16 protein-coding genes are annotated in these 18,784 nt (G+C 65.4%); 11 read left to right on the forward strand and 5 right to left on the reverse strand.

Translation table 11 applies throughout. The annotated features are described in order from the left end of the window. Positions 1 to 62: 62 nt before the first annotated feature. From BH93_RS07725 to BH93_RS07740, 4 genes are read left to right on the forward strand one after another with little or no spacing between them, the layout of a single operon-like run. Positions 63 to 3,215: an arabinosyltransferase domain-containing protein gene (locus tag BH93_RS07725; protein ID WP_037171656.1), complete on the forward strand. Its 3,153-nt coding sequence runs from the start codon at positions 63 to 65 to the stop codon at positions 3,213 to 3,215. Positions 3,216 to 3,270: 55 nt separating this feature from the next. Next, positions 3,271 to 4,239, forward strand: coding sequence for a daunorubicin resistance protein DrrA family ABC transporter ATP-binding protein (locus tag BH93_RS07730; protein ID WP_037171655.1), 969 nt, complete (start codon positions 3,271 to 3,273; stop codon positions 4,237 to 4,239). Beyond that, positions 4,236 to 5,030: an ABC transporter permease gene (locus BH93_RS07735; RefSeq protein ID WP_037171653.1), complete on the forward strand. Its 795-nt coding sequence runs from the start codon at positions 4,236 to 4,238 to the stop codon at positions 5,028 to 5,030. Before BH93_RS07730 ends, BH93_RS07735 begins: the two co-directional genes overlap by 4 nt. Continuing rightward, positions 5,030 to 5,821 (forward strand): endo alpha-1,4 polygalactosaminidase, encoded by a 792-nt coding sequence (locus BH93_RS07740; protein WP_037171652.1) that lies wholly within the window; start codon positions 5,030 to 5,032, stop codon positions 5,819 to 5,821. Before BH93_RS07735 ends, BH93_RS07740 begins: the two co-directional genes overlap by 1 nt. Before the next feature lie 68 nt (positions 5,822 to 5,889). Here BH93_RS07740 and greA read toward each other — a convergent pair whose 3' ends face one another. Both greA and BH93_RS07750 read right to left on the reverse strand, forming a co-directional pair. Continuing rightward, positions 5,890 to 6,384 (reverse strand): transcription elongation factor GreA, encoded by a 495-nt coding sequence (gene greA, locus BH93_RS07745; protein WP_027498150.1) that lies wholly within the window; start codon positions 6,382 to 6,384, stop codon positions 5,890 to 5,892. 224 nt (positions 6,385 to 6,608) lie between these two features. Further along, entirely contained in the window at positions 6,609 to 7,049 is a 441-nt protein-coding gene (locus tag BH93_RS07750; RefSeq protein WP_032380516.1) for a DUF4307 domain-containing protein, read from the reverse strand. Positions 7,050 to 7,152: 103 nt separating this feature from the next. Here BH93_RS07750 and mca point away from each other — a divergent pair, with 103 nt between their 5' ends. The 4 genes from mca (at position 7,153) to BH93_RS07770 (ending at position 11,357) form a co-directional block, all read left to right on the forward strand. After that, entirely contained in the window at positions 7,153 to 8,028 is an 876-nt protein-coding gene (gene mca / locus BH93_RS07755) for a mycothiol conjugate amidase Mca (RefSeq protein WP_170944756.1), read from the forward strand. Continuing rightward, positions 8,025 to 8,297, forward strand: a complete 273-nt coding sequence (locus BH93_RS07760; RefSeq protein WP_032401989.1) for a hypothetical protein — start codon at positions 8,025 to 8,027, stop codon at positions 8,295 to 8,297. Before mca ends, BH93_RS07760 begins: the two co-directional genes overlap by 4 nt. After that, positions 8,297 to 10,321: a thioredoxin domain-containing protein gene (locus BH93_RS07765; protein ID WP_037171651.1), complete on the forward strand. Its 2,025-nt coding sequence runs from the start codon at positions 8,297 to 8,299 to the stop codon at positions 10,319 to 10,321. Before BH93_RS07760 ends, BH93_RS07765 begins: the two co-directional genes overlap by 1 nt. Positions 10,322 to 10,418: 97 nt before the next feature. Beyond that, complete coding sequence (locus BH93_RS07770; RefSeq protein WP_052064839.1) at positions 10,419 to 11,357, forward strand: sensor domain-containing diguanylate cyclase; 939 nt, start codon at positions 10,419 to 10,421, stop codon at positions 11,355 to 11,357. A gap of 7 nt (positions 11,358 to 11,364) precedes the next feature. Here BH93_RS07770 and trhA read toward each other — a convergent pair whose 3' ends face one another. Next, on the reverse strand, positions 11,365 to 12,030 hold the full coding sequence (gene trhA, locus BH93_RS07775; protein WP_032380520.1) for a PAQR family membrane homeostasis protein TrhA: 666 nt from the start codon (positions 12,028 to 12,030) through the stop codon (positions 11,365 to 11,367). 132 nt (positions 12,031 to 12,162) lie between these two features. Between trhA and BH93_RS07780 the strand changes: the two genes are divergently transcribed. Beyond that, positions 12,163 to 12,945: an isoprenyl transferase gene (locus tag BH93_RS07780; RefSeq protein ID WP_037171650.1), complete on the forward strand. Its 783-nt coding sequence runs from the start codon at positions 12,163 to 12,165 to the stop codon at positions 12,943 to 12,945. Positions 12,946 to 13,088: 143 nt separating this feature from the next. Continuing rightward, the gene (locus tag BH93_RS07785) at positions 13,089 to 13,859 is read left to right on the forward strand and encodes an AfsR/SARP family transcriptional regulator (RefSeq protein ID WP_052064838.1); all 771 of its coding nucleotides are present in this window, start codon (positions 13,089 to 13,091) and stop codon (positions 13,857 to 13,859) included. Here the strand turns inward: BH93_RS07785 and BH93_RS07790 are convergent. After that, on the reverse strand, positions 13,828 to 16,482 hold the full coding sequence (locus BH93_RS07790; RefSeq protein ID WP_037171648.1) for a helix-turn-helix domain-containing protein: 2,655 nt from the start codon (positions 16,480 to 16,482) through the stop codon (positions 13,828 to 13,830). The genes BH93_RS07785 and BH93_RS07790 overlap by 32 nt on opposite strands. 14 nt (positions 16,483 to 16,496) lie before the next feature. After that, the gene (gene coaA / locus BH93_RS07795; RefSeq protein ID WP_176457345.1) at positions 16,497 to 17,432 is read right to left on the reverse strand and encodes a type I pantothenate kinase; all 936 of its coding nucleotides are present in this window, start codon (positions 17,430 to 17,432) and stop codon (positions 16,497 to 16,499) included. A 153-nt stretch (positions 17,433 to 17,585) separates the two neighbouring features. Between coaA and BH93_RS07800 the strand changes: the two genes are divergently transcribed. Further along, positions 17,586 to 18,782 carry a hypothetical protein gene (locus BH93_RS07800; protein WP_037153539.1) on the forward strand — a complete coding sequence of 399 codons (1,197 nt, stop codon included), beginning with the start codon at positions 17,586 to 17,588 and terminating at the stop codon, positions 18,780 to 18,782. Positions 18,783 to 18,784: the final 2 nt, after the last annotated feature.

Genomic DNA, 18,784 nt, shown 5'->3' on the forward strand with positions numbered 1-18,784 from the left:
CACAGGTTGCACTGGTACCTTGATCAGCGACTTGGACCAGGACATCGGTGGGAGATATTTGCATGGCTCGGCTCGTCGCGATCGTCTCCGCTGTCCTGGGAATTCTGCTGACGATCTCGATACCGCTGTTGCCGATAGAGCAGCAGCAGTCGTCGTTGACCTGGCCGCAGAGCGACACGGTCGGCAACGTCGAAGCTCCGCTCGTCGGCTACACGCCGATCAGCGTCGACGCCACCGTCCCGTGTGACGCCGCGGCCAGGCTTCCCAGCGGCGGGATACTGCTGTCCACCTCACCCAAGGGATCGCCCGACGCCTATCGATACGGTCTTGTCGCGGAAGTGACCGGCGGTGAGGCGTCGCAACTGAAGGTGACGCTGCGCGATTCGGTTCTCCTCGAGAAGCCGGTCTCGGAACTGAGCCCATCGACTGCTGGCGACTGCTCGTTGACGATCACCTCGAACGGCACTGCGACCACTGTCGGACTGACCGGCGAAGACACCGTGACGCGCGACGGCGACGTCCGGCCACAGATGGTCGGCGTGTTCAGCGATCTACAGGGAAGCATTCCCGGTCTGCAGCTGCAGGCCGAGCTGGACAGCAGGTTCTCGTCCACTCCGAGCATCCTGAAGTGGTTCGCGATGATCGTCGGCGTGCTCGCCACCATCGTCGCGTTGGTGGCGCTGCACCGCCTCGACCTGTCCGACGGCCGGCGCGCCCGACGGTTCCTACCGCGTCGCTGGTGGACGTTCGGTCTGGTCGACGCGGTGGTGATCGGAACGCTGCTGGTCTGGCACGTCATCGGCGCGAACACCTCCGACGACGGCTATCAACTCGGCATGGCCCGCACGGCCGATCATGCCGGGTACATGGCCAACTATTTCCGGTACTTCGGTGTGCCCGAGACGCCGTTCGGCACACCGTTGTACGACATGTTCGGCCTCATGTCGCACGTCTCGACCGCCAGTGTCTGGATGCGGTTGCCCACGCTGATCTGCGCCGTCGTCGCGTGGCTCGTTCTCAGTCGCGAGGTGATCCCGCGGTTCGGTGCCGCCGCTCGTGCCTCGAAGACCGCGCTGTGGACCGGTGGTCTGGTGCTGCTCGCGTTCTGGTTGCCGTACAACAACGGCCTGCGACCGGAACCGTTCGTGGCGATCGGTGTGCTGTTGACATGGTGTTCGGTGGAGCGATCCATCGCGACCCGCAGATTGCTGCCTGCAGCCGCGGCAATTCTGATCGCGGCATTGACGGTCACGTGTGCCCCCTCCGGATTCATCTGCTTCGCGCCGCTGATCGCCGGAGCCCGGCCGGTGCTGCAGATCGTCGTGGCCCGCCCTCGCGAGTTCGGCAGCACCGCGCAGTCTTTCGGCAATACAACACTGGGCGCGGTGACGCTGCTGGCCCCGTTGGTGGCGTCGGGAACGGTTGTACTGGTGTTCGCCTTCGGCAACCAGACCGTGGCGGGCATGCTCGAGATGCAGCGGGTGCACACTGTGGCCGGGCCGAGTCAGGCCTGGTTCGACGAGTACCTGCGCTACCAGTGGTTGATGAACATGGACATCGACGGCTCGCTCGCGCGCCGGTTCGGGGTGTTCGTCATGATCGTCTCGCTGATCACGGTAGTCGTCGCGATGCTGCGCAAGGGCGGCAAGATCCCCGGCACCGCAACCGGTCCGGCTCGCCGGATCGTCGGTATCACCGTCGGGTCCATGGCGCTGATGATGATCACCCCCACCAAGTGGACACACCATTTCGGAGTGTTCGCCGGTCTGGCCGCCTCGGTTGCCGTCTTGGCGGCCGTGGCGACCGGCGCGGCAGTGCTGCGCTCGCGGCGTAATCGGCTGTTGTTCGCCGCAGCGGTGTCGTTCCTGTTGGCCGTCGCGTTCACCGGAACGAACGGCTACTGGTACGTCTCGGCATGGGGAGTTCCGTTCTGGGACAAGCCGATTCTCGTCGCGGGCCTGGGCATCTCGACGATGTTCCTCGGACTGACGCTCCTGCTGTTGCTCGCGGCCGTGTGGTTCCATCTCCGCGCGCCGTACGTGCGCACCGACAAGCCCTTGGCGCGCTGGTGGTCGGTGCCGCCGATCGCCGTTGCGGCCGCATTGATGGTGCTGCTCGCCGTGGCATCGATGGCCAAGGGCGCTGTGGCGCAGTGGCCGTCGTACTCGATCGCGAAATCGAATCTCTCGGCCCTGGCCGGGAACACGTGCGGTCTCGCCAACGACGTACTGCTCGAAACCGATCCGAATGCCGATGTGCTGCAACCGGTCAGCGGAGACGCATTTGCCGCATTGGGTGCCGAGAACGACGGGTTCACCCCCGACGGGGTTGCGGGCGACCTCACCGCGGACAAGGAGGCCTCGGCGTCGGGCACCTCGAACACCGTCGATACCGAGGACCAACAGCAGCCGACGTCGACCACCGGAGCCGGAACCGGTGGCAGCGCACTTCCGTTCGGCTTGGACCCGGCAACCGTTCCGGTGCTCGGATCGTTCGGATCCGATACCCCTGCCACGTTGACCACCGGCTGGTACGCGCTGCCCGCAGATCCGGGCGACCTTATCTCCATCGCCGCTGCCGGACGCATCCGCTCGGTGAACTCCGACGGCATCGTCACGTACGGCCAGAGCCTCGAGCTGGAGTACGGAGTCGACGGTCGCGCGCAGGGGCGAGTGACGCCGATCGACATCGGCCCGACGCCGTCGTGGCGCAACCTGCGAGTTCCGATGGACCAGATTCCCGCTGGTGCCAACACGATTCGTCTTGTGCTCTCCGACACCGATCGCGATCCCGACCAATGGCTTGCGATCACCCCGCCACGAGTACCGCGCACCCAGACGCTGAACGACGTCGTCGGCCGTGAGACTCCCGTTCTGCTGGACTGGGAGGTCGGCTTCAACTTCCCGTGCCAGCATCCGTTCGACCATCGCTTCGGCGTCGCCGAGGTGCCTGGGTACAGGGTGCTCCCCGACCGCAGCGGTGCCGTCATCACCAATGCGTGGCAGGACCATTACGGCGGCGGGCCGCTCGGGTGGATCGACATCGTGGCCTCGGCTCGGACCATTCCGTCGTATTTGAAGGACGACTGGGACCGTGACTGGGGATCGATCGAGCGGTACACGCCGTACGACGAGACGGCGGAGCCGGCGCAGATCACCACCTCCGACGTCCAGCGTTCGGGCCTGTGGACGCCCGGTCCGATCAAAACCGGTTAATCTCTACGCGTTCGGAAGTCCTTATACCGACAGTGAAAGAAACGGGGAGAGGGCCATGGCGAACGCTATAGAAGTAGAGAACCTGGTACTTCGGTACGGGAAGAACGTCGCGCTCGGTGGGATCGACTTCACCGTTCCCGAGGGCACGGTGCTGGGTGTGCTCGGCCCCAACGGTGCCGGCAAGACGACGGCTGTCCGCATTCTCGCCACGCTGCTGAAGGCAACGTCCGGTTCGGCGAAGATCTTCGGTCTCGACGTGCTGAAGCAGGCGAACGAGGTTCGGGGCACGATCGGATTGACCGGCCAGTTCGCGGCCGTGGACGAGTATCTGACCGGCTACGAGAATCTCGAGATGGTCGGCCGGCTGTTCGGGCTGCGCAAGGCGGAAGCGAAACAGCGAGCCGGTGAGCTACTCGAGCGATTCGACCTGGAGTACGCGCGCGATCGCACTGCCAAGCAGTACTCCGGCGGCATGCGTCGTCGACTCGACATCGCGGCCAGTCTGATCGGACGACCACGGGTGGTGTTCCTCGACGAACCCACCACCGGCCTCGATCCGCGCAGCCGAATCACCATGTGGGAGTTCATCGCAGACCTCGTGCGCGACGGAACGACCATTCTGTTGACCACGCAGTACCTCGAAGAAGCCGATCGGCTGGCCGATTCGATCATCGTGCTGAACAAGGGCAAGATCATCGCCCGCGGCACAGCAGACGAGCTCAAGGCCCAAACCGGGGGCGAGCGAATCGAATTCGTGCTCACCGACCGATCTCAGGCCGATCGTGCCAAGGAGATTCTGACACCCATCGGCGTCGAGCCACCCACTTTCGACGAACAGGTGGGCCGGATCGTCATGCCGGTCAACGGAGGCTCGAAAGATCTGTCCGTTGCTCTGGCCCAGCTGGAGGAGGCGGGAATCGGTGTGGTCGACGTCGGACTGCGGCGGCCCAATCTCGACGATGTGTTCCTGAGTCTGACCGGTCAGACCACCGGCGAGCCCGAGACGGCGGAGGAAGAGAAATGAGCAACGTTTTCCTTGACTCCGCGATCATCACCAAGCGAAACCTGATCAAGCTCAAGCGAGTTCCCGATCTGCTGTTCTTCGCGATGCTGTCGCCGATCATGTTCGTGCTGCTGTTCGCGTACGTCTTCGGTAGTGCCATCGACGTGCCCGGCATCGACTACAAGAGCTTTCTGATGGGCGGCATCTTCGTTCAGACAATGATTTTCGGCGCCTCTCTCACGGGGTCCTCGCTGGCCGAGGATCTGCAGAAGGGCGTGATGGACCGGTTCCGGTCGTTGCCCATGGCGCGATCGGCCGTGGTCATCGGACGCACGGCGGCCGACGTCGGCAACAACCTCGTCACCATCACGATCATGTCGATCACCGGGCTCATCGTGGGCTGGCGCATCACGTCGTCGTTCTTCGACGCGCTGCTCGGCTACGTGCTGTTGCTTCTGTTCGCGTACTCGATCTCGTGGGTGATGGCGCTGGTGGGACTCACGGTGCGTTCGCCGGAGATCTTCAACAACGCGTCGTTCATCGTGATCTTCCCGTTGACGTTCATCGCCAACACCTTCGTCCCGATCGACAACTTCCCGAGCGTGCTCAAGACGATCGCGGAATGGAACCCGATCTCCTCGGTGACGTTGGCGGTTCGTGAGCAATTCGGCAACACCAATCCGATGGCACCGCCGCCGGAGGTGTGGCCACTGCAGAATCCAGTGCTCTACACCTTGATCTGGGTTGTGGTGATGCTCGTGGTGTTCGTGCCGTTGTCGGTACGCAAGTACCAGAAAACGATGACCGCCTGATGCGCACCGCGGCGGCGGGGGCATGCCTGCTGGCCGCCGCGGTAGCGATCGGGGGATGCAGTTCCGACCCGACACAGACCGACCCGACACAGACCCAGCGATTCGATTACCAACTAGGCGCGGCGTACGACGTGCCCGGCGGTCTCGACACCGTCGTGCGCGATTCCACCGCCGAGCCGCTGCCCGGCGCACTGTCGATCTGCTACGTCAACGGTCTGCAGACTCAGCCCGGAGCCGAGTGGAACCCGGAACTATTGCTGCGCGATGCGGGCGGCGAGGTTGTGGTCGATCCGGACTGGCCCGACGAGCACATCCTCGACCCGGGCACACCCGAGAAGCGTGCGGCGATCGACGCGGTCATCGGGCCGACCATCGAAGGCTGCGCCGCTCGGGGATTCGACGCCGTCGAAATCGACAATCTCGACAGCTGGACCCGGTTCCCGGATTCGATCGACGAGGATTCGGTACTCGCACTCGCGCGCCTGTACGCAGACCGTGCCCATGCGTCGGGCATCGAGATCGCGCAGAAGAACACCCCGGACGGAGCCGGTCGGATGAGGGACGACGTCGGATTCGATTTCGCCGTCGCCGAGGAGTGTCTCGCCTACGACGAATGTGGCTCGTACACTTCGGCATACGGAGCACGGGTGTACGACATCGAGTACACCGACAACCTCCCGGAGCCGTTCGATCGGCTGTGTGCCCAACAGGATCGGCCGGCCGTCACGATTCTGCGAGATCGAGGCCTGGTGTCCCCGTCCGATCCGGCGTACGTGTACGAACAGTGCTGAACCGCCCAGACGAGTGCACCCCCGGTCGCCGAGCGACCGGGGGTGCAGCACATCTTCGGTGAGCAGGCTCAGGTGTGGTACGGCTCCGCGCTCACGAGCGTGACCTTCATGGTCTTGCCGTTGGGCAGTGTGTACTCACGGGTGTCGCCGACCTTGGCGTCGATGAGCGATCCGCCCAGCGGCGACGCGGGGGAGTACACCTCGAGCTTGCTGTCGCGGGCACCTTCCTCACGGGTGGCGATGAGGAAGGTCTCGGTGTCGGACTCGTCGCCGTCGTAGTAGACCTTGACGACGGATCCGGGCAGTGCCACGCCGGACTGGGTGGGCGCTTCGCCGACCTTCGCGTTGTTGAGCAGTTCCTGCAGCTGACGAATGCGTGCTTCCTGCTGGCCCTGCTCCTCGCGCGCAGCGTGGTAGCCGCCGTTCTCCTTCAGATCGCCCTCTTCGCGACGCTCGTTGATCTCGGCGGCGATGACGGGGCGATTGGAAATGAGCTGGTCGAGTTCGCTCTTGAGCCTGTCGTGTGATTCCTGGGTCAGCCAGGTCACCTGGGTCTCGGTCATCTCGATCACTCCCTCGTAGTCGGAATCTCGATATCGATTCCGTTTTCTGAGCAGGTAGGGCACGCAACGAACAGGGGACTCCAATGGTTGGATCCCCTTGGTCGGCCCGCATCCTGGAGCCGTCGTCATCGTTCGCAGGTGAACCCTGCCCGCAATGCAGCAATACACGGCACCTGTTACGGCGGCCGTGTATGTGCCGAGCTTACCACGAACAGGTAGTTCGCCTATCGGGCTCGTAAATATTCGGGAACATCGAGGCTGCAGCCGTACACGTCACCGACCGCGGGGTCGGACGACGTCGTCACCTCGGTGGTCAGCTCGACGGTGCCGGACGAAGACTCCGGTGGGATGTACACCTCACGCCTGCCGGTCTCGGAACCGTCGCGGGACCGGACACGGACGATGCACACGGCCGGTTGCTCGGGATCCTGTCGGGTGACGCTGAAACGGATGGACATCGTGGAGTCGTCGACGATGTCGAACGACAGCTGGCTGCCTTCGATGGGTTTGACCGAGAACTTGGAGTACGCGTAGTAGGCCACGCCCAGTCCGACCAGCAGAACCAGGGCCACCAGTGCGATCTTCGTCGCACGTTTCGGGGCCTGCCGAATTCCGCTGGGACCGGAACCCGACGGGTACCTACCTGCGGGAAGTGCGTTGGTCATGGCCGCTCTCGGGGTCGATTCGGGGGTGCCGCTGGGGGCCTGTCGGCGTCAGGTGGAACTATAGGGCAGGCAAGAACCAGGCGAATCCGAGGTGAGGAAGAACGTGTCCGGACTGCGGCTCATGGCAGTACATGCCCATCCCGACGACGAGTCCAGCAAAGGTGCTGCGACGACGGCTCGCTACGCGGCCGAAGGACACGACGTACTGGTCGTCACCCTCACCGGTGGCGAGCGGGGCGACATTCTCAATCCAGCGATGGACATTCCGGGAGTGCACGAGCGTATCCACGAGGTTCGGCGCGAAGAGATGGCCGAGGCCGCTCGCATCCTCGGTGTCCAGCAGACCTGGCTCGGCTTCGAGGACTCAGGACTGCCCGAGGGCGATCCGCTACCACCCCTTCCGGAGGGCTGCTTCGCGCTGGTGCCGTTGGAAGTCTCCACCGAGGCGCTGGTCAAGGTGGTGCGCGAGTTCAAGCCGCACGTCATCACCACCTACGACGAGCGCGGCGGTTACCCGCATCCCGATCACATCCGTTGCCACGAGGTCTCGATGGCCGCGTGGGAGGCCGCCGGCGATCCCGAACGCTTCCCGGACGCGGGTGAGCCCTGGACTCCGCTCAAGCTGTACTACTCCCACGGGTTCATCCGGAAGCGCATGCAGCTGTTCCACGATTGGTTCATCGACCGCGGTGAAGAGAGCCCGTTCGTCGACTGGTTGAAGCGATGGGACGGCCAGCGAGACGAGATCATCGGCCGCATCACCACCCAGGTGACCGTGGGTGATTACTTCGAGCAGCGCGACGACGCCCTCCGCGCGCACGCGACGCAGATCGATCCCAACGGATCGTTCTTCGCGGTGCCGCTGGACGTGCAGCGCAAATTGTGGCCCACCGAGGAATTCGAGCTGGCTCGCACCCGGGTGGCGACCTCGCTGCCCGAGACCGACCTGTTCGCCGGAATCGAAGAGACCGACCGGTGATCGTCTCGATTCTCGCCCAGCAGCCCACCGGCCCCGAGTTCGGTAAGTCGTCGCCGATCGGGTTGGTGATCCTGGTGGCGTTGTTGGTCGGAACAGCCCTGCTGATCTGGTCGATGAACAAGAAGATCAAGCGTCTGCCCGCCACGTTCGAGAAAGAGGATCCGACGTTGGATCAGGCGCTCGACGAGGGCACCGACCGCGGCGGAATCGCCACCACCACGCCGCCGGAACAGAGTCCGGCAAAACCTGCCGCCACCGACGAGACCTGATGCTCGACGCCACGGTCCTGAACACCAATGCGCTGGACGAGTCCACCAGCCCGTATCTGCGGCAACATGCGGACAACCCGGTGCACTGGCAGCAGTGGGGACCGCAGGCTCTGCAGTCGGCACGCGATCGCGACGTACCGATCTTGCTGTCGATCGGCTATTCCGCGTGCCATTGGTGCCACGTCATGGCCCACGAGTCGTTCGAGGACGAGACCACCGCGGCGCTGATGAACGAGAATTTCGTGTGCATCAAGGTCGATCGTGAGGAGAGACCGGACCTCGATTCGGTGTACATGAACGCCACCGTCGCGATGACCGGTCAGGGCGGATGGCCGATGACCTGCTTCCTCACCCCCGAGACCGAACCGTTCTACTGCGGCACCTACTACCCACCGACCCCGCGGCAGGGAATGCCGTCGTTCGAGCAGCTGCTCACCGCAATTGCCGACACCTGGTCGACTCGACGACAAGACGTGTTCGACGCGTCCGCGGCGATCGTGACGGAACTGCGTAAGCAGAGCGCCGGAATTCCGGCCGGCGGACGGCCGATCGACGCCGATTTTCTGGCCGGGTCCGTCGCAGCGATCTGCGCCGACGAAGACACGACCTTCGGCGGCTTCGGCCAGGCGCCGAAGTTTCCGCCGGGCGCACTGCTCGAGGGTCTGCTCCGGCACTACGAGCGCACCGGCAACGGTGAGGTTCTCGACGTGGTTCGACGCACCGCGTCGGCGATGGCGCGCGGGGGCATCTACGACCAACTCGGCGGCGGGTTCGCGCGCTACTCCGTCGATGCCGAGTGGATCGTCCCGCATTTCGAGAAGATGCTCTACGACAACGCATTGCTGCTCAGGTTCTACGCGCACGCGGCCCGGGTCGACGACGATCCTCTGATTCGGCGGGTGGCGTCGGACACTGCGGAGTTCATGCTCCGTGAATTGCGCACGGCCAACGGCTGTTTCGCGTCGGCGCTCGATGCCGATACCGAGGGCGTCGAGGGCCTGACCTACGCCTGGACGCCGGAGCAATTGATCGAGACTCTCGGCTTCGAGGACGGGGTGTGGGCTGCGGGGCTGTTCGCAGTGAATTCGGCAGGCACGTTCGAAGCAGGCATGTCGGTATTGCAACTGCCCGCCGAACCCGAGGACTACGACCGGTTCGCCCGGGTACGTCGGGCGCTGTCCGACGCTCGCGCCATCCGGCCGCAGCCCGGCCGCGACGACAAGGTGGTCACCGCGTGGAACGGGTTGGCGATCACCGCGCTGGTCGAGGCCGGAATCGGGTCGAACACGCCGAAGTGGGTGGACGCGGCGGTCGAATGCGGCGAGCAACTCTTCGCCGCGCACGTCGAATCGGGGCGGGTGCGTCGCGCATCTCTGGGTAGCGCGGTGGGGGACGCCACCGGAGTGCTCGAGGACTACGCGTGCCTCGCGGTTGCCGCGGCAGCGCTGTTCCAAGCCACCGGAGACTCGGTATGGATCGAGCGCACGGTCTCGCTCCTCGATGCGGCGATCGAGCACTTCGCCGACCCGGACGACGCCGGCAGTTGGTTCGACACCGCCGACGACGCGGAGACGCTCGTGACCCGGCCCCGAGATCCCATCGACGGGGCAACCCCATCGGGAGCATCCACGATGGCAGAGGCGTTGCTCACAGCTGCGGCTCTGGTCGATCACACATCCTCGGCGCGATACGGCGAACTGGCGGCAGCGTCGTTGGCGCGAGCGGCGTTGATCCTCGAGCGCGCGCCCAGGTCCGGTGGGCACTGGCTGGCGGTCGCAGAAGCGTCCGCATCCGGCCCGATCCAGATTGCGGTGTCGACCGCGCCGGGCGGCGACCTGACGTCCGCCGCCCGACGATTGGCACCGGGAGGCTCGGTTGTCGTTGCGGGCGAAACGGATTCGTCCGTATTGCTGATGGACCGTCCGCCCGTCGACGGCGTCGAAACGGCGTACGTGTGTCGCGGTATCGTCTGCGACCGTCCTGTGACCTCTGCCGAAGATCTGTCGCTCGCGCTGCGGAGATGACGAAGCTCGTCGATGCTTCAGCTCGAGAACAGTATTGTTGCGGGAACTTGTTCGGCCCGGGGCGGAAACTTCTATCAGTGGATCGATGGTGCGTGTCATGAGCGAAGGCGTCACCAGGGACAGTGTCGTGGGCGACGGCATGCTCGACGAGGCCGTGACCGACGAGCAGCGCGCGGCCGTCGCGGAGTTCGTCGCGTCGGTCCCGATGGCGGCGATGGTCCACTCCATGCAGTTCGAGGTGGTCGGTGCCAACACGCTCTGCGAGGAGGTACTCGACTGCCCGGTGGAGGGCATGCTGGGCCGCCCGGTAGCCGATTTCGTTCCGCTCGGGGACCGCGCGTCGGCGAAGGACATGGCGATGCAGCTCGACAACCGATACCCCGCGGCCGGCTCGTCCTACGGCGGTCGTCCGATCGGAGCTCTTCGTCGAGTACGGCGCAGCGACGGTGAGGTCGTCTCCTGTTGGATGCACGTGGGGATCTCGACCATCCTCGGACGGCGGTTCATCGTTGCGCTACTGGATCTGGTCAATCCCGTCGTCGACGACACCGTGCACTGGCGCGATCGCGCCGAACGCGACGACCTGACCGGCCTGCTGCGGCGGAGTCCCCTGTTGGCCCACGTCGACGAGTGGATCGTGGCCGATCGCCCCGTGGCCCTGGCGTTCGTCGACGTCGACCGCTTGAAGTCGATCAACGACGCTCACGGTCATCCTGCGGGAGATGCCGTCCTCGAGGCAGCTGGGCGTCGACTGCAGCAGTGGTCGCCGCGCGGCAGCGTCGTCGGTCGATATGCCGGAGACGAGTTCGTGTTCGCGGTGAGCGACGCGGTCGGTGGCAGTTCATTCGACGCCGCGAGACTGGCCGAATCTGTGCGGAACGCAATCTGCAGCGAACCGGTGCCGTTCGGATCTCGATTGCTCGGGGTATCGGTGAGCGTGGGCGTCGCGGTGCGAGAACCCGGCGAATCCAGAGATCGGCTCATTCAACGCGCCGACGAACTGATGTACCGAGACAAGGCATCCGGGCCCGCCTGACGGGTGCTCAGAACAAGACGAGCCACACGGCAACCAGGTGGCAGATCGCCGCCAATACCGTTGCAGCATGGAAGAATTCGTGATGGCCGAACGTGGTAGGCCACGGGTTCGGCCACTTGGTGGCGTACAGCACGGCTCCCACGCTGTAGAAGACCCCGCCCACCAGCAGCAACAGGAACGGTGCGTAGCCGACGTGTTCGATCAGGGTGGGGGCGACCGGTACGATCGCCCAGCCGAGGATCAGGTACAGCGGTACACCGACCCAGCGGGGAGCGGTGGGCCACAACATCTTCAGAGCCACTCCGGCGAAGGCCCCGAGCCACACGATGATCAGCAATGTGCGTCCGGTCGAGGCGGGCAGGCCCAGCACGGCAAACGGGGTGTAGCTGCCGGCGATGAACAGGAAGATCATCGAATGATCGGCGCGCTTCATCCAGATCTGCGACGCCGTGGTCTTCCACGGCACGCGGTGGTACGTGGCGCTGACCCCGAAAACCCCGCAGACGGTGATGGCATAGACGCCCGTCGCGAGCCCCGCGCTGACCGAGACCATGCTGAACGCAAGCGTGACGAGCGTGATCGCACAGACCACCGCCACACAAAACGCGTACAGGTGAATCCAACCGCGCATGCGAGGTTTGACGGGTATCTCGTCGAGTCCGAACATCGTCATGTCGATTGCCTCCCGTGCCGCCGCCGTGAACCTACGCAACCGTAGGTTCAGACGCTACTGTACCGGCCGCCCGCTCGCAGACGTCGGCGTAAGGTAATCCTCCGTGGTGATGAGAGCAGCGGTGACGAAGTAGTGGTGATCATTCCGCAGAAGGTGCGCGGCGTTCTCTACAACGTGTACGAGCGGCGGCTGCTGAGCCAGCTCGAAGGGGTGCAGCACCCGCGGCACGTGGCAGTGATGTGCGACGGCAATCGCCGCTGGGCGCGCGAGAACGGGTTCACCGACGTCGCGCACGGCCACCGCATGGGCGCGCTGAAGATCGCCGAGATGCTCGGCTGGTGCGATGCCGCCGGAATCGAGATGGCAACCATCTACCTGCTCTCCACCGAGAACCTCCGCCGAGACGCCGACGAACTCGATTCGTTGCTCGATATCATCACCGACGTCGTCGAGGAAATCTGCGGACCCGAGATGAACTGGGGCGTCAAGCTCGTGGGCACTCTCGACCTGCTGCCCGCATCGACCTCACGTCGGCTCAAGGAGGCGGCCGCTCTCACCGAGGGACGGACCGGAACGCACGTCAACGTCGCCGTCGGGTACGGCGGTCGACAAGAAATCGCCGACGCCGTGCAATCCCTGGTGAGCGAGAAGATCGCCGAGGGCGTCACCGGAGACGACCTGATCGCTTCCATCAACGTCGACGGCATCGACAGCCACCTCTACACCTCCGGCCAGCCCGATCCCGATCTCGTCATCCGTACGTCGGGCGAGCAGCGACTCTCCGGCTTTCTGCTGTGGCAGAGCGCGTACTCGGAAATCTGGTTCACCGAGGCCTACTGGCCCGAATTCCGTCGCGTCGACTTCCTCCGCGCTCTGCGTGACTTCGCCGCCAGACACCGGCGCTTCGGTATCTGACGCTTCGGTATCTGACGTGCGCAGGACCTCGTAGCCTGCTACGAATTTCCACTCACGACCTGGGGCGACGCACTACGTACTTACCTCTGTATTGCTACGTAATCTGTGGCGCGATCGGCGCGAGGCTCGGAAAATTTCCGATCGTGGACTACAACGTGCTCGGACCCATGGTGGTGCGCGACGGGATCGGCGTGAAGGCGCTCGGTGGGCTCAAGCAGCGGGCCGTGCTGGCGGTGCTGCTCGTGGAAGCGGGGAACGTCGTCGAATTCGACCGGTTGATCGATCTCGTCTGGGATCGTCGTCCGCCGGCCAAGGCGTTGGCGTCGTTGCGTGCGTACGTGGCGAATCTGCGACGAGTCCTCGGTGCGGACGACGGTGCCCGGCTCGTCACGACGTCCTGGGGCTACCGCTTGGACCTGGGTGGAGACCGAGTCGATCTGCGTGAGTTCGAGATGCTCGCGGCCCGCGGCCGTGATGCATTCGGGCGCGGCCGGTTTGCCGAGGCAGACGGTCAGTTCGGTCGTGCGCTGGCGTTGTGGCGAGGCCCCGCCTTCGTCGAGTTCGGTGATCTGGGCTTCGCCGTCGACGAGCGGGTGCATCTGGACGAGGTGCGCGCCGTGGTGCTGGAATCGGCATTCGAGGCCCGCCTACACCTCGGTCGACACGAGACCGTGATCGCCGAGATCGAGCGCGCACTACGGGTCTCGCCGTTGCGCGAACACCTGTGGGGCCAGCTGATGATCGCCCTCGATCGGTCGCACCGGACGGCCGAGGCGGTGGTTGCCTTTCGTCGTGCCGAGACGATTCTGCGGGCCGAACTCGGGGTGGCTCCGTCGCGCTACCTGCTCGACATCGAGGCCTCTCTCTACACCGGCGGTTCGGTCAATCGAGCAGTGAGCCTCGTAGCGATGTGAGCTCGGCGCGGGTACTGATGCCCAGCTTGCCGAAGATGCGATTGAGGTGGGTCTCGACGGTGCGGATCGACAGCACGACGGCGTCGGCGATATCGCGGTTCGACAGGCCGGAGGCAGCGAGGGTCGCGATCTGACGTTCGCGGGTGGTCAGAGCCGCGTCTCGTGTTCCGCGCAGGAGCGGGGTGCTCGGATGTCCACACCGCTCGGTGAGCACGTGGCCCTGCCTTCCTGCGGTTGCGGCTGCGCGAGGGTTGCTGCGCAACAGAAGATTTCGTGCGTGGAAGTACATCTCTGCGGCGTGCAGGTCCAGGCCGTGCTTCTCGGCGCTCGCAGCCACGGACACCGCCTGTTCGGCCACCGCCTGTTCCGATACCGAACTGTCCGAACTGTCCGACCCGGGCGATGCGGCGAGAACCTCGACCATGCGTACCTCGGTGCGGACCAGGTCGCCCTCGATCAGCCTCGCCAGGGAGTGGACGGGGGCCAGCACCGCGGCCGCCGCACCACAGCGAGCGGCGTCGACGTAGGAGAACAGAGCGGGAAGATGATGGTCGATGGCGGCGTGCGCCTCGGCCGAGGCGATGAGCAGCTCGCGCGCCCGGCCGACGTCTCCGCGTGCCGCCGCAGCCCAGCCCAGTGCCGCGAGCCGGGTCCCGCGAGCTCCGAACAATGCAGGGGAGGCCGGGTTGTCGAGGTCAGCGGCCGCGATGAGATCCGATGCCTCCTCTGCGCGTCCGGCTAGTGCGAGAGCGCGGACCAGATCGCACGCCACCATCGGCTCCATCGACCGCTGGCCGAGGGTGCCCGCGAGCGTGTAGGCCTCCGAGCACCAGCGGATCGCCTCGGCCGCGTGGCCCTGCGAGAGCAACACACCTCCGCGGGCCCACCCGAACCACGCCTGCTGCAACGGCGAGAACTGTTCCACCGCTTCGTCGTACCGGTATCGAGCGAGTGCTGACGCCTCCTCGAAGTTGCCGGCACAGGCGATCGTGAAGCATCGCGTCAGATCCAAGACCGTTGCCGCCGGGTTGTCGGGTTCGGGCTGCACGCGGGCGAGTGCCGAGAACGCGGCCGACAACCGACCGACGACGGTGGCCCCGGCGGCAACGGCGAAACTGGCCGAGATCAGCGTCGCACCTTCCAGGTCGTCCATCAGCGGCTCGAGCAGGGCCAGTGAACCGGCAGTATCGCCGATGGCATGCATCATCAGCCCACGCTGCGCTCGTAGTTGCGTTCGGATATCGGGGTCGACAATGGCGAGCTCGGTACTCGAGTTCAGGGCCAGCGCCCGCGTCGGATCCGCCAGCCGCAGCACCATGTTGTCGGTACACGCGCGCACCGCCGTCGCGCGGCGGATGTCGTTGTCGGACCCGAGTAGTAGCTCGTCGAGTCGCTGCTGGGCAGATGCGGTCAGACCGAGCTGGCTCTCTGCCGTCGCAAGAATGAGCTGAGCGTCGAACCCGCCGCCGGCCGCGGCAGCAGCCGCGGCCAGCTCGAGCGTCGTCTCGGGAGGAACGAAACGCCACGACAATCGGGCCGCCTCCACGGCCGTCTGCGCATCGAGCGCGACGCCGGAGTGGATGCGCAGTAGTGCGGCGATGACGCGCTCGCGGGGGCCGAGGCCGTCGGTGGAAGCGTCGAGAGCGTCGGCCACCGTCAGGCTCAGCCGTCGTCTGCGCAGCGTTGCCATGTCTTCGGTACGTACCTGCGCGGTGATCGGCGTCGCGAACGTCACCCGGTCGACGTTGTGCTCGGTGCGGACGGTGAGAACGCCGGCCGATTCGAGTTCCTCGATCAGACGCGGATCGATCACCGCGGCAGCGGCTCCGAACACCAGGGAACCGGCCAGGGCGACGATGTCGAGCGCATCGGCGATCTCGGTGGCTGCCGCATAGTCGGCGAGTGCGACCACCTCGGCCAGATGATCGCGCACCACATCGGCCAGACCGGCGGAGACGGGCAGGGGAGAGGCGAGTCGCCATACGCGCGACGAGACGGTCAACGCCTGCCGCTCGACCGCGGTCGTCACCAGATCACGCAGCACGACCAGATTTCCCGCGGACAATGCGGTGACGGCGAAAAGCGCCGCACTGTCCACGATCTCGTCATCTCGACGGAGCATGGACTCCATCAGGGATCGGCTCTGCTCGGGGGTGAGCGGCTCCAGATCGATGCGGTCGACCAGGCCGTCCTTCCACAGGCCGTCGAGCACCGGGGTGCGACGTCGGCCGGCACTGACACTGAGCAGAATGAACAGGTCCTTAGAGCCGATGCGGCGGGCCAGGAGCTCGATGGTCGAATCGGCCAGCCACTGGGCGTCGTCGATGACCACGACCGTGCGTCGGCCGCTGTGCGCCTCGGCCAGAGCGGCGGCCAGCGCCCGGTCGGATTCGACGGGGACGAATCCGGTGCCGGTCGGCATCACCGTCACCACTCGGTGCGGATGCCAGCCGAGACGCACCAGCGACCGCACCGCCTCGGTCAGCAGTCGGGTACGGCCGACTCCGGGCGCGGCTTTGACCGCCATTCCGCCGTACGTGCGGGCGGCATGCAGAATTCGCGCCGACTCGTCGTCTCGACCGATCAGCGGAACCTCGCCGATCGTGCGCCTTTCCAGCGTCATTGCTGGATTATGGTCTACAACTTCCGCAGGCGCAGCCGGTTGATCGCGTGGTCGTTGTCCTTGCGCAACACCATGGTCGCTCGCGGTCGCGTCGGCAGGATGTTCTCGACCAGATTCGGCAGGTTGATCGAATGCCAGAGATCCTCGGCGGCGATCTGCGCGTGGTCGTCGGACAGGCCGGCGTAATGGTGGAAATGCGAGGACGGATCGGTGAACGATGTCTTGCGTAACGCGAGAAAACGCTTGACGTACCAGCTCTCGATGTCCTCGATTCGGGCGTCGACGTAGATGGAGAAGTCGAACAGATCCGAGACCATCAACCGAGGCCCGGTCTGTAATACGTTGAGTCCCTCCACGATCAGGATGTCGGGCTGCCGGACCATGTGGTACTGGCCCTTGACGATGTCGTACGAGACGTGTGAATAGACAGGCGCGCCCACCTCTTCGGTCCCGGACTTGACCTCGGTGACGAACCTGAGCAGCTTGCGCCGGTCGTAGCTCTCGGGAAAACCCTTGCGGTGCAGGATTCCTCGACGCATGAGCTCGGCCGTCGGATACAGGAATCCGTCGGTGGTGACGAGGTCGACCCGCGGATGATGGTCCCATCGGGCCAGGAGTGCCTGCAGCACACGGGCTGTCGTCGACTTGCCGACGGCGACGCTGCCCGCGACACCGATGACGAAGGGGACCTGGCGATCGGGATGCTTCTCGCCGAGGAACGTTGCAGTCGCGGCGAAGAGCCGCTGCCGGGCCGCGACCTGGAGGTGGATCAAACGCGCCAGGGGCAAGTAGACCTCGGCCACCTCGTCGAGGTCGATCTGTTCACCGAGACCGCGCAGCCCGATCAGTTCTTCCTCGGTGAGCACCAAGGGCGTGGATTGGCGCAGCGTGCGCCACTGCACACGGTCGAACTCGACGTACGGGCTGGACTCGCTCACGCACGGCTCCAACCACAGTCGTTCCGCAGGCTCCACTCTTGCCACATCGGAGATGCTGAGGGTCCGGCTGAGCTCCCGTGGAGCGCGAGTCGCATGGTTTCCGATTGTGCTCGGTGCCGGTGGATCGCGCACGGGCGGGGTCGTTCGCCGTACTAGGGTTCGGGTATGGATGCTGCTTCCCTGGTACGCGAATACCTGCTGCTCGGCCTCAGTTTCGACCGCCTCGAAGACGGCTTCGTGGACGCATACACGGGCGATCCGGAGTTGCGCAGAATCACCGAGAACGCCCCCGCGCCGGAGCCCCGCGAGCTCGTTCGTCGAGCGCAGACGCTGCGCGCAGAGCTCGGCAACGTCGATCTGACACCCGAGCGCACGACGTTCCTCGACGTCCACCTGCGCGCTCTCGAGTGTTCGGCGCGCAAGTTCGCCGGCGAGGACATCGGGTTCGTCGACGAGGTGGATGCCTACTTCGATGTCCGCATCGCCCCCGGCGATCAGGACCAATACCTGCAGGCGCACCGCAAGATGGACGAGGTTCTCGCCGGTCCCGGCTCGCTGAGCGAACGGCTGATCACCCATCGCCGCGCTGACGTCATCCCAGCCGACCGACTGCAGGACTGCGTCGAGGCGTTCTCGTCCGCGCTACGCGACCGCGTCCGGGCCGAATACACGCTGCCCGACACCGAGAAGGTCACCTACGAGGTCGTCGGAGACAAGCCCTGGTCCGGATTCAACTACTACCTCGGCAACTTCCAGTCCACCGTCGCGATCAACTCCGACATCGAGCAGCAGATGGCCAATCTGCCGCACCTCATCGCGCACGAGTCGTACCCCGGACACCACACCGAACACTGCCGCAAGGAGACGGGGCTCGTTGGTGCAGGCCAGCTCGAGCAGACACTGTTCGTGGTCAACACTCCGCAGTGCCTGATGGCCGAGGGGCTGGCCGACCATGCTCTCGGCGCGATCGTCGGTGAAGGCTGGGGCGCGTGGGCGCAAGAGATCTACGCCGATCTGGGACTGCGCTTCGACGGTGAGAAGGCCGAGCGACTCTCTGCCGCGTCGAGCCAGCTGTTGGGGGTGCGTCAGGACGCCGCGCTGCTGCTGCACGATCAGCACAAGAGCGAGGACGATGTGGCCGCCTACCTGGAGCGGTGGTCGTTGGCCTCACCTCAGCGCGCCCGGCACAGCCTGCGCTTTCTGTCCTCCCCCCTGTGGCGGGCGTACATCAGCACCTACGTCGAGGGCTACAAGCTGCTGGCCGGTTGGCTGGACCAGGGAACGACCGTCAGCGAGCGTGCGCAACTGTTCGGCAGGCTCCTCGACGAGCCACTGACACCGGGCGCACTACGCGTCTCGTAAAC

The organism is Rhodococcoides fascians A25f (assembly GCF_000760935.2).
Taxonomy (GTDB): Bacteria; Actinomycetota; Actinomycetes; order Mycobacteriales; family Mycobacteriaceae; genus Rhodococcoides.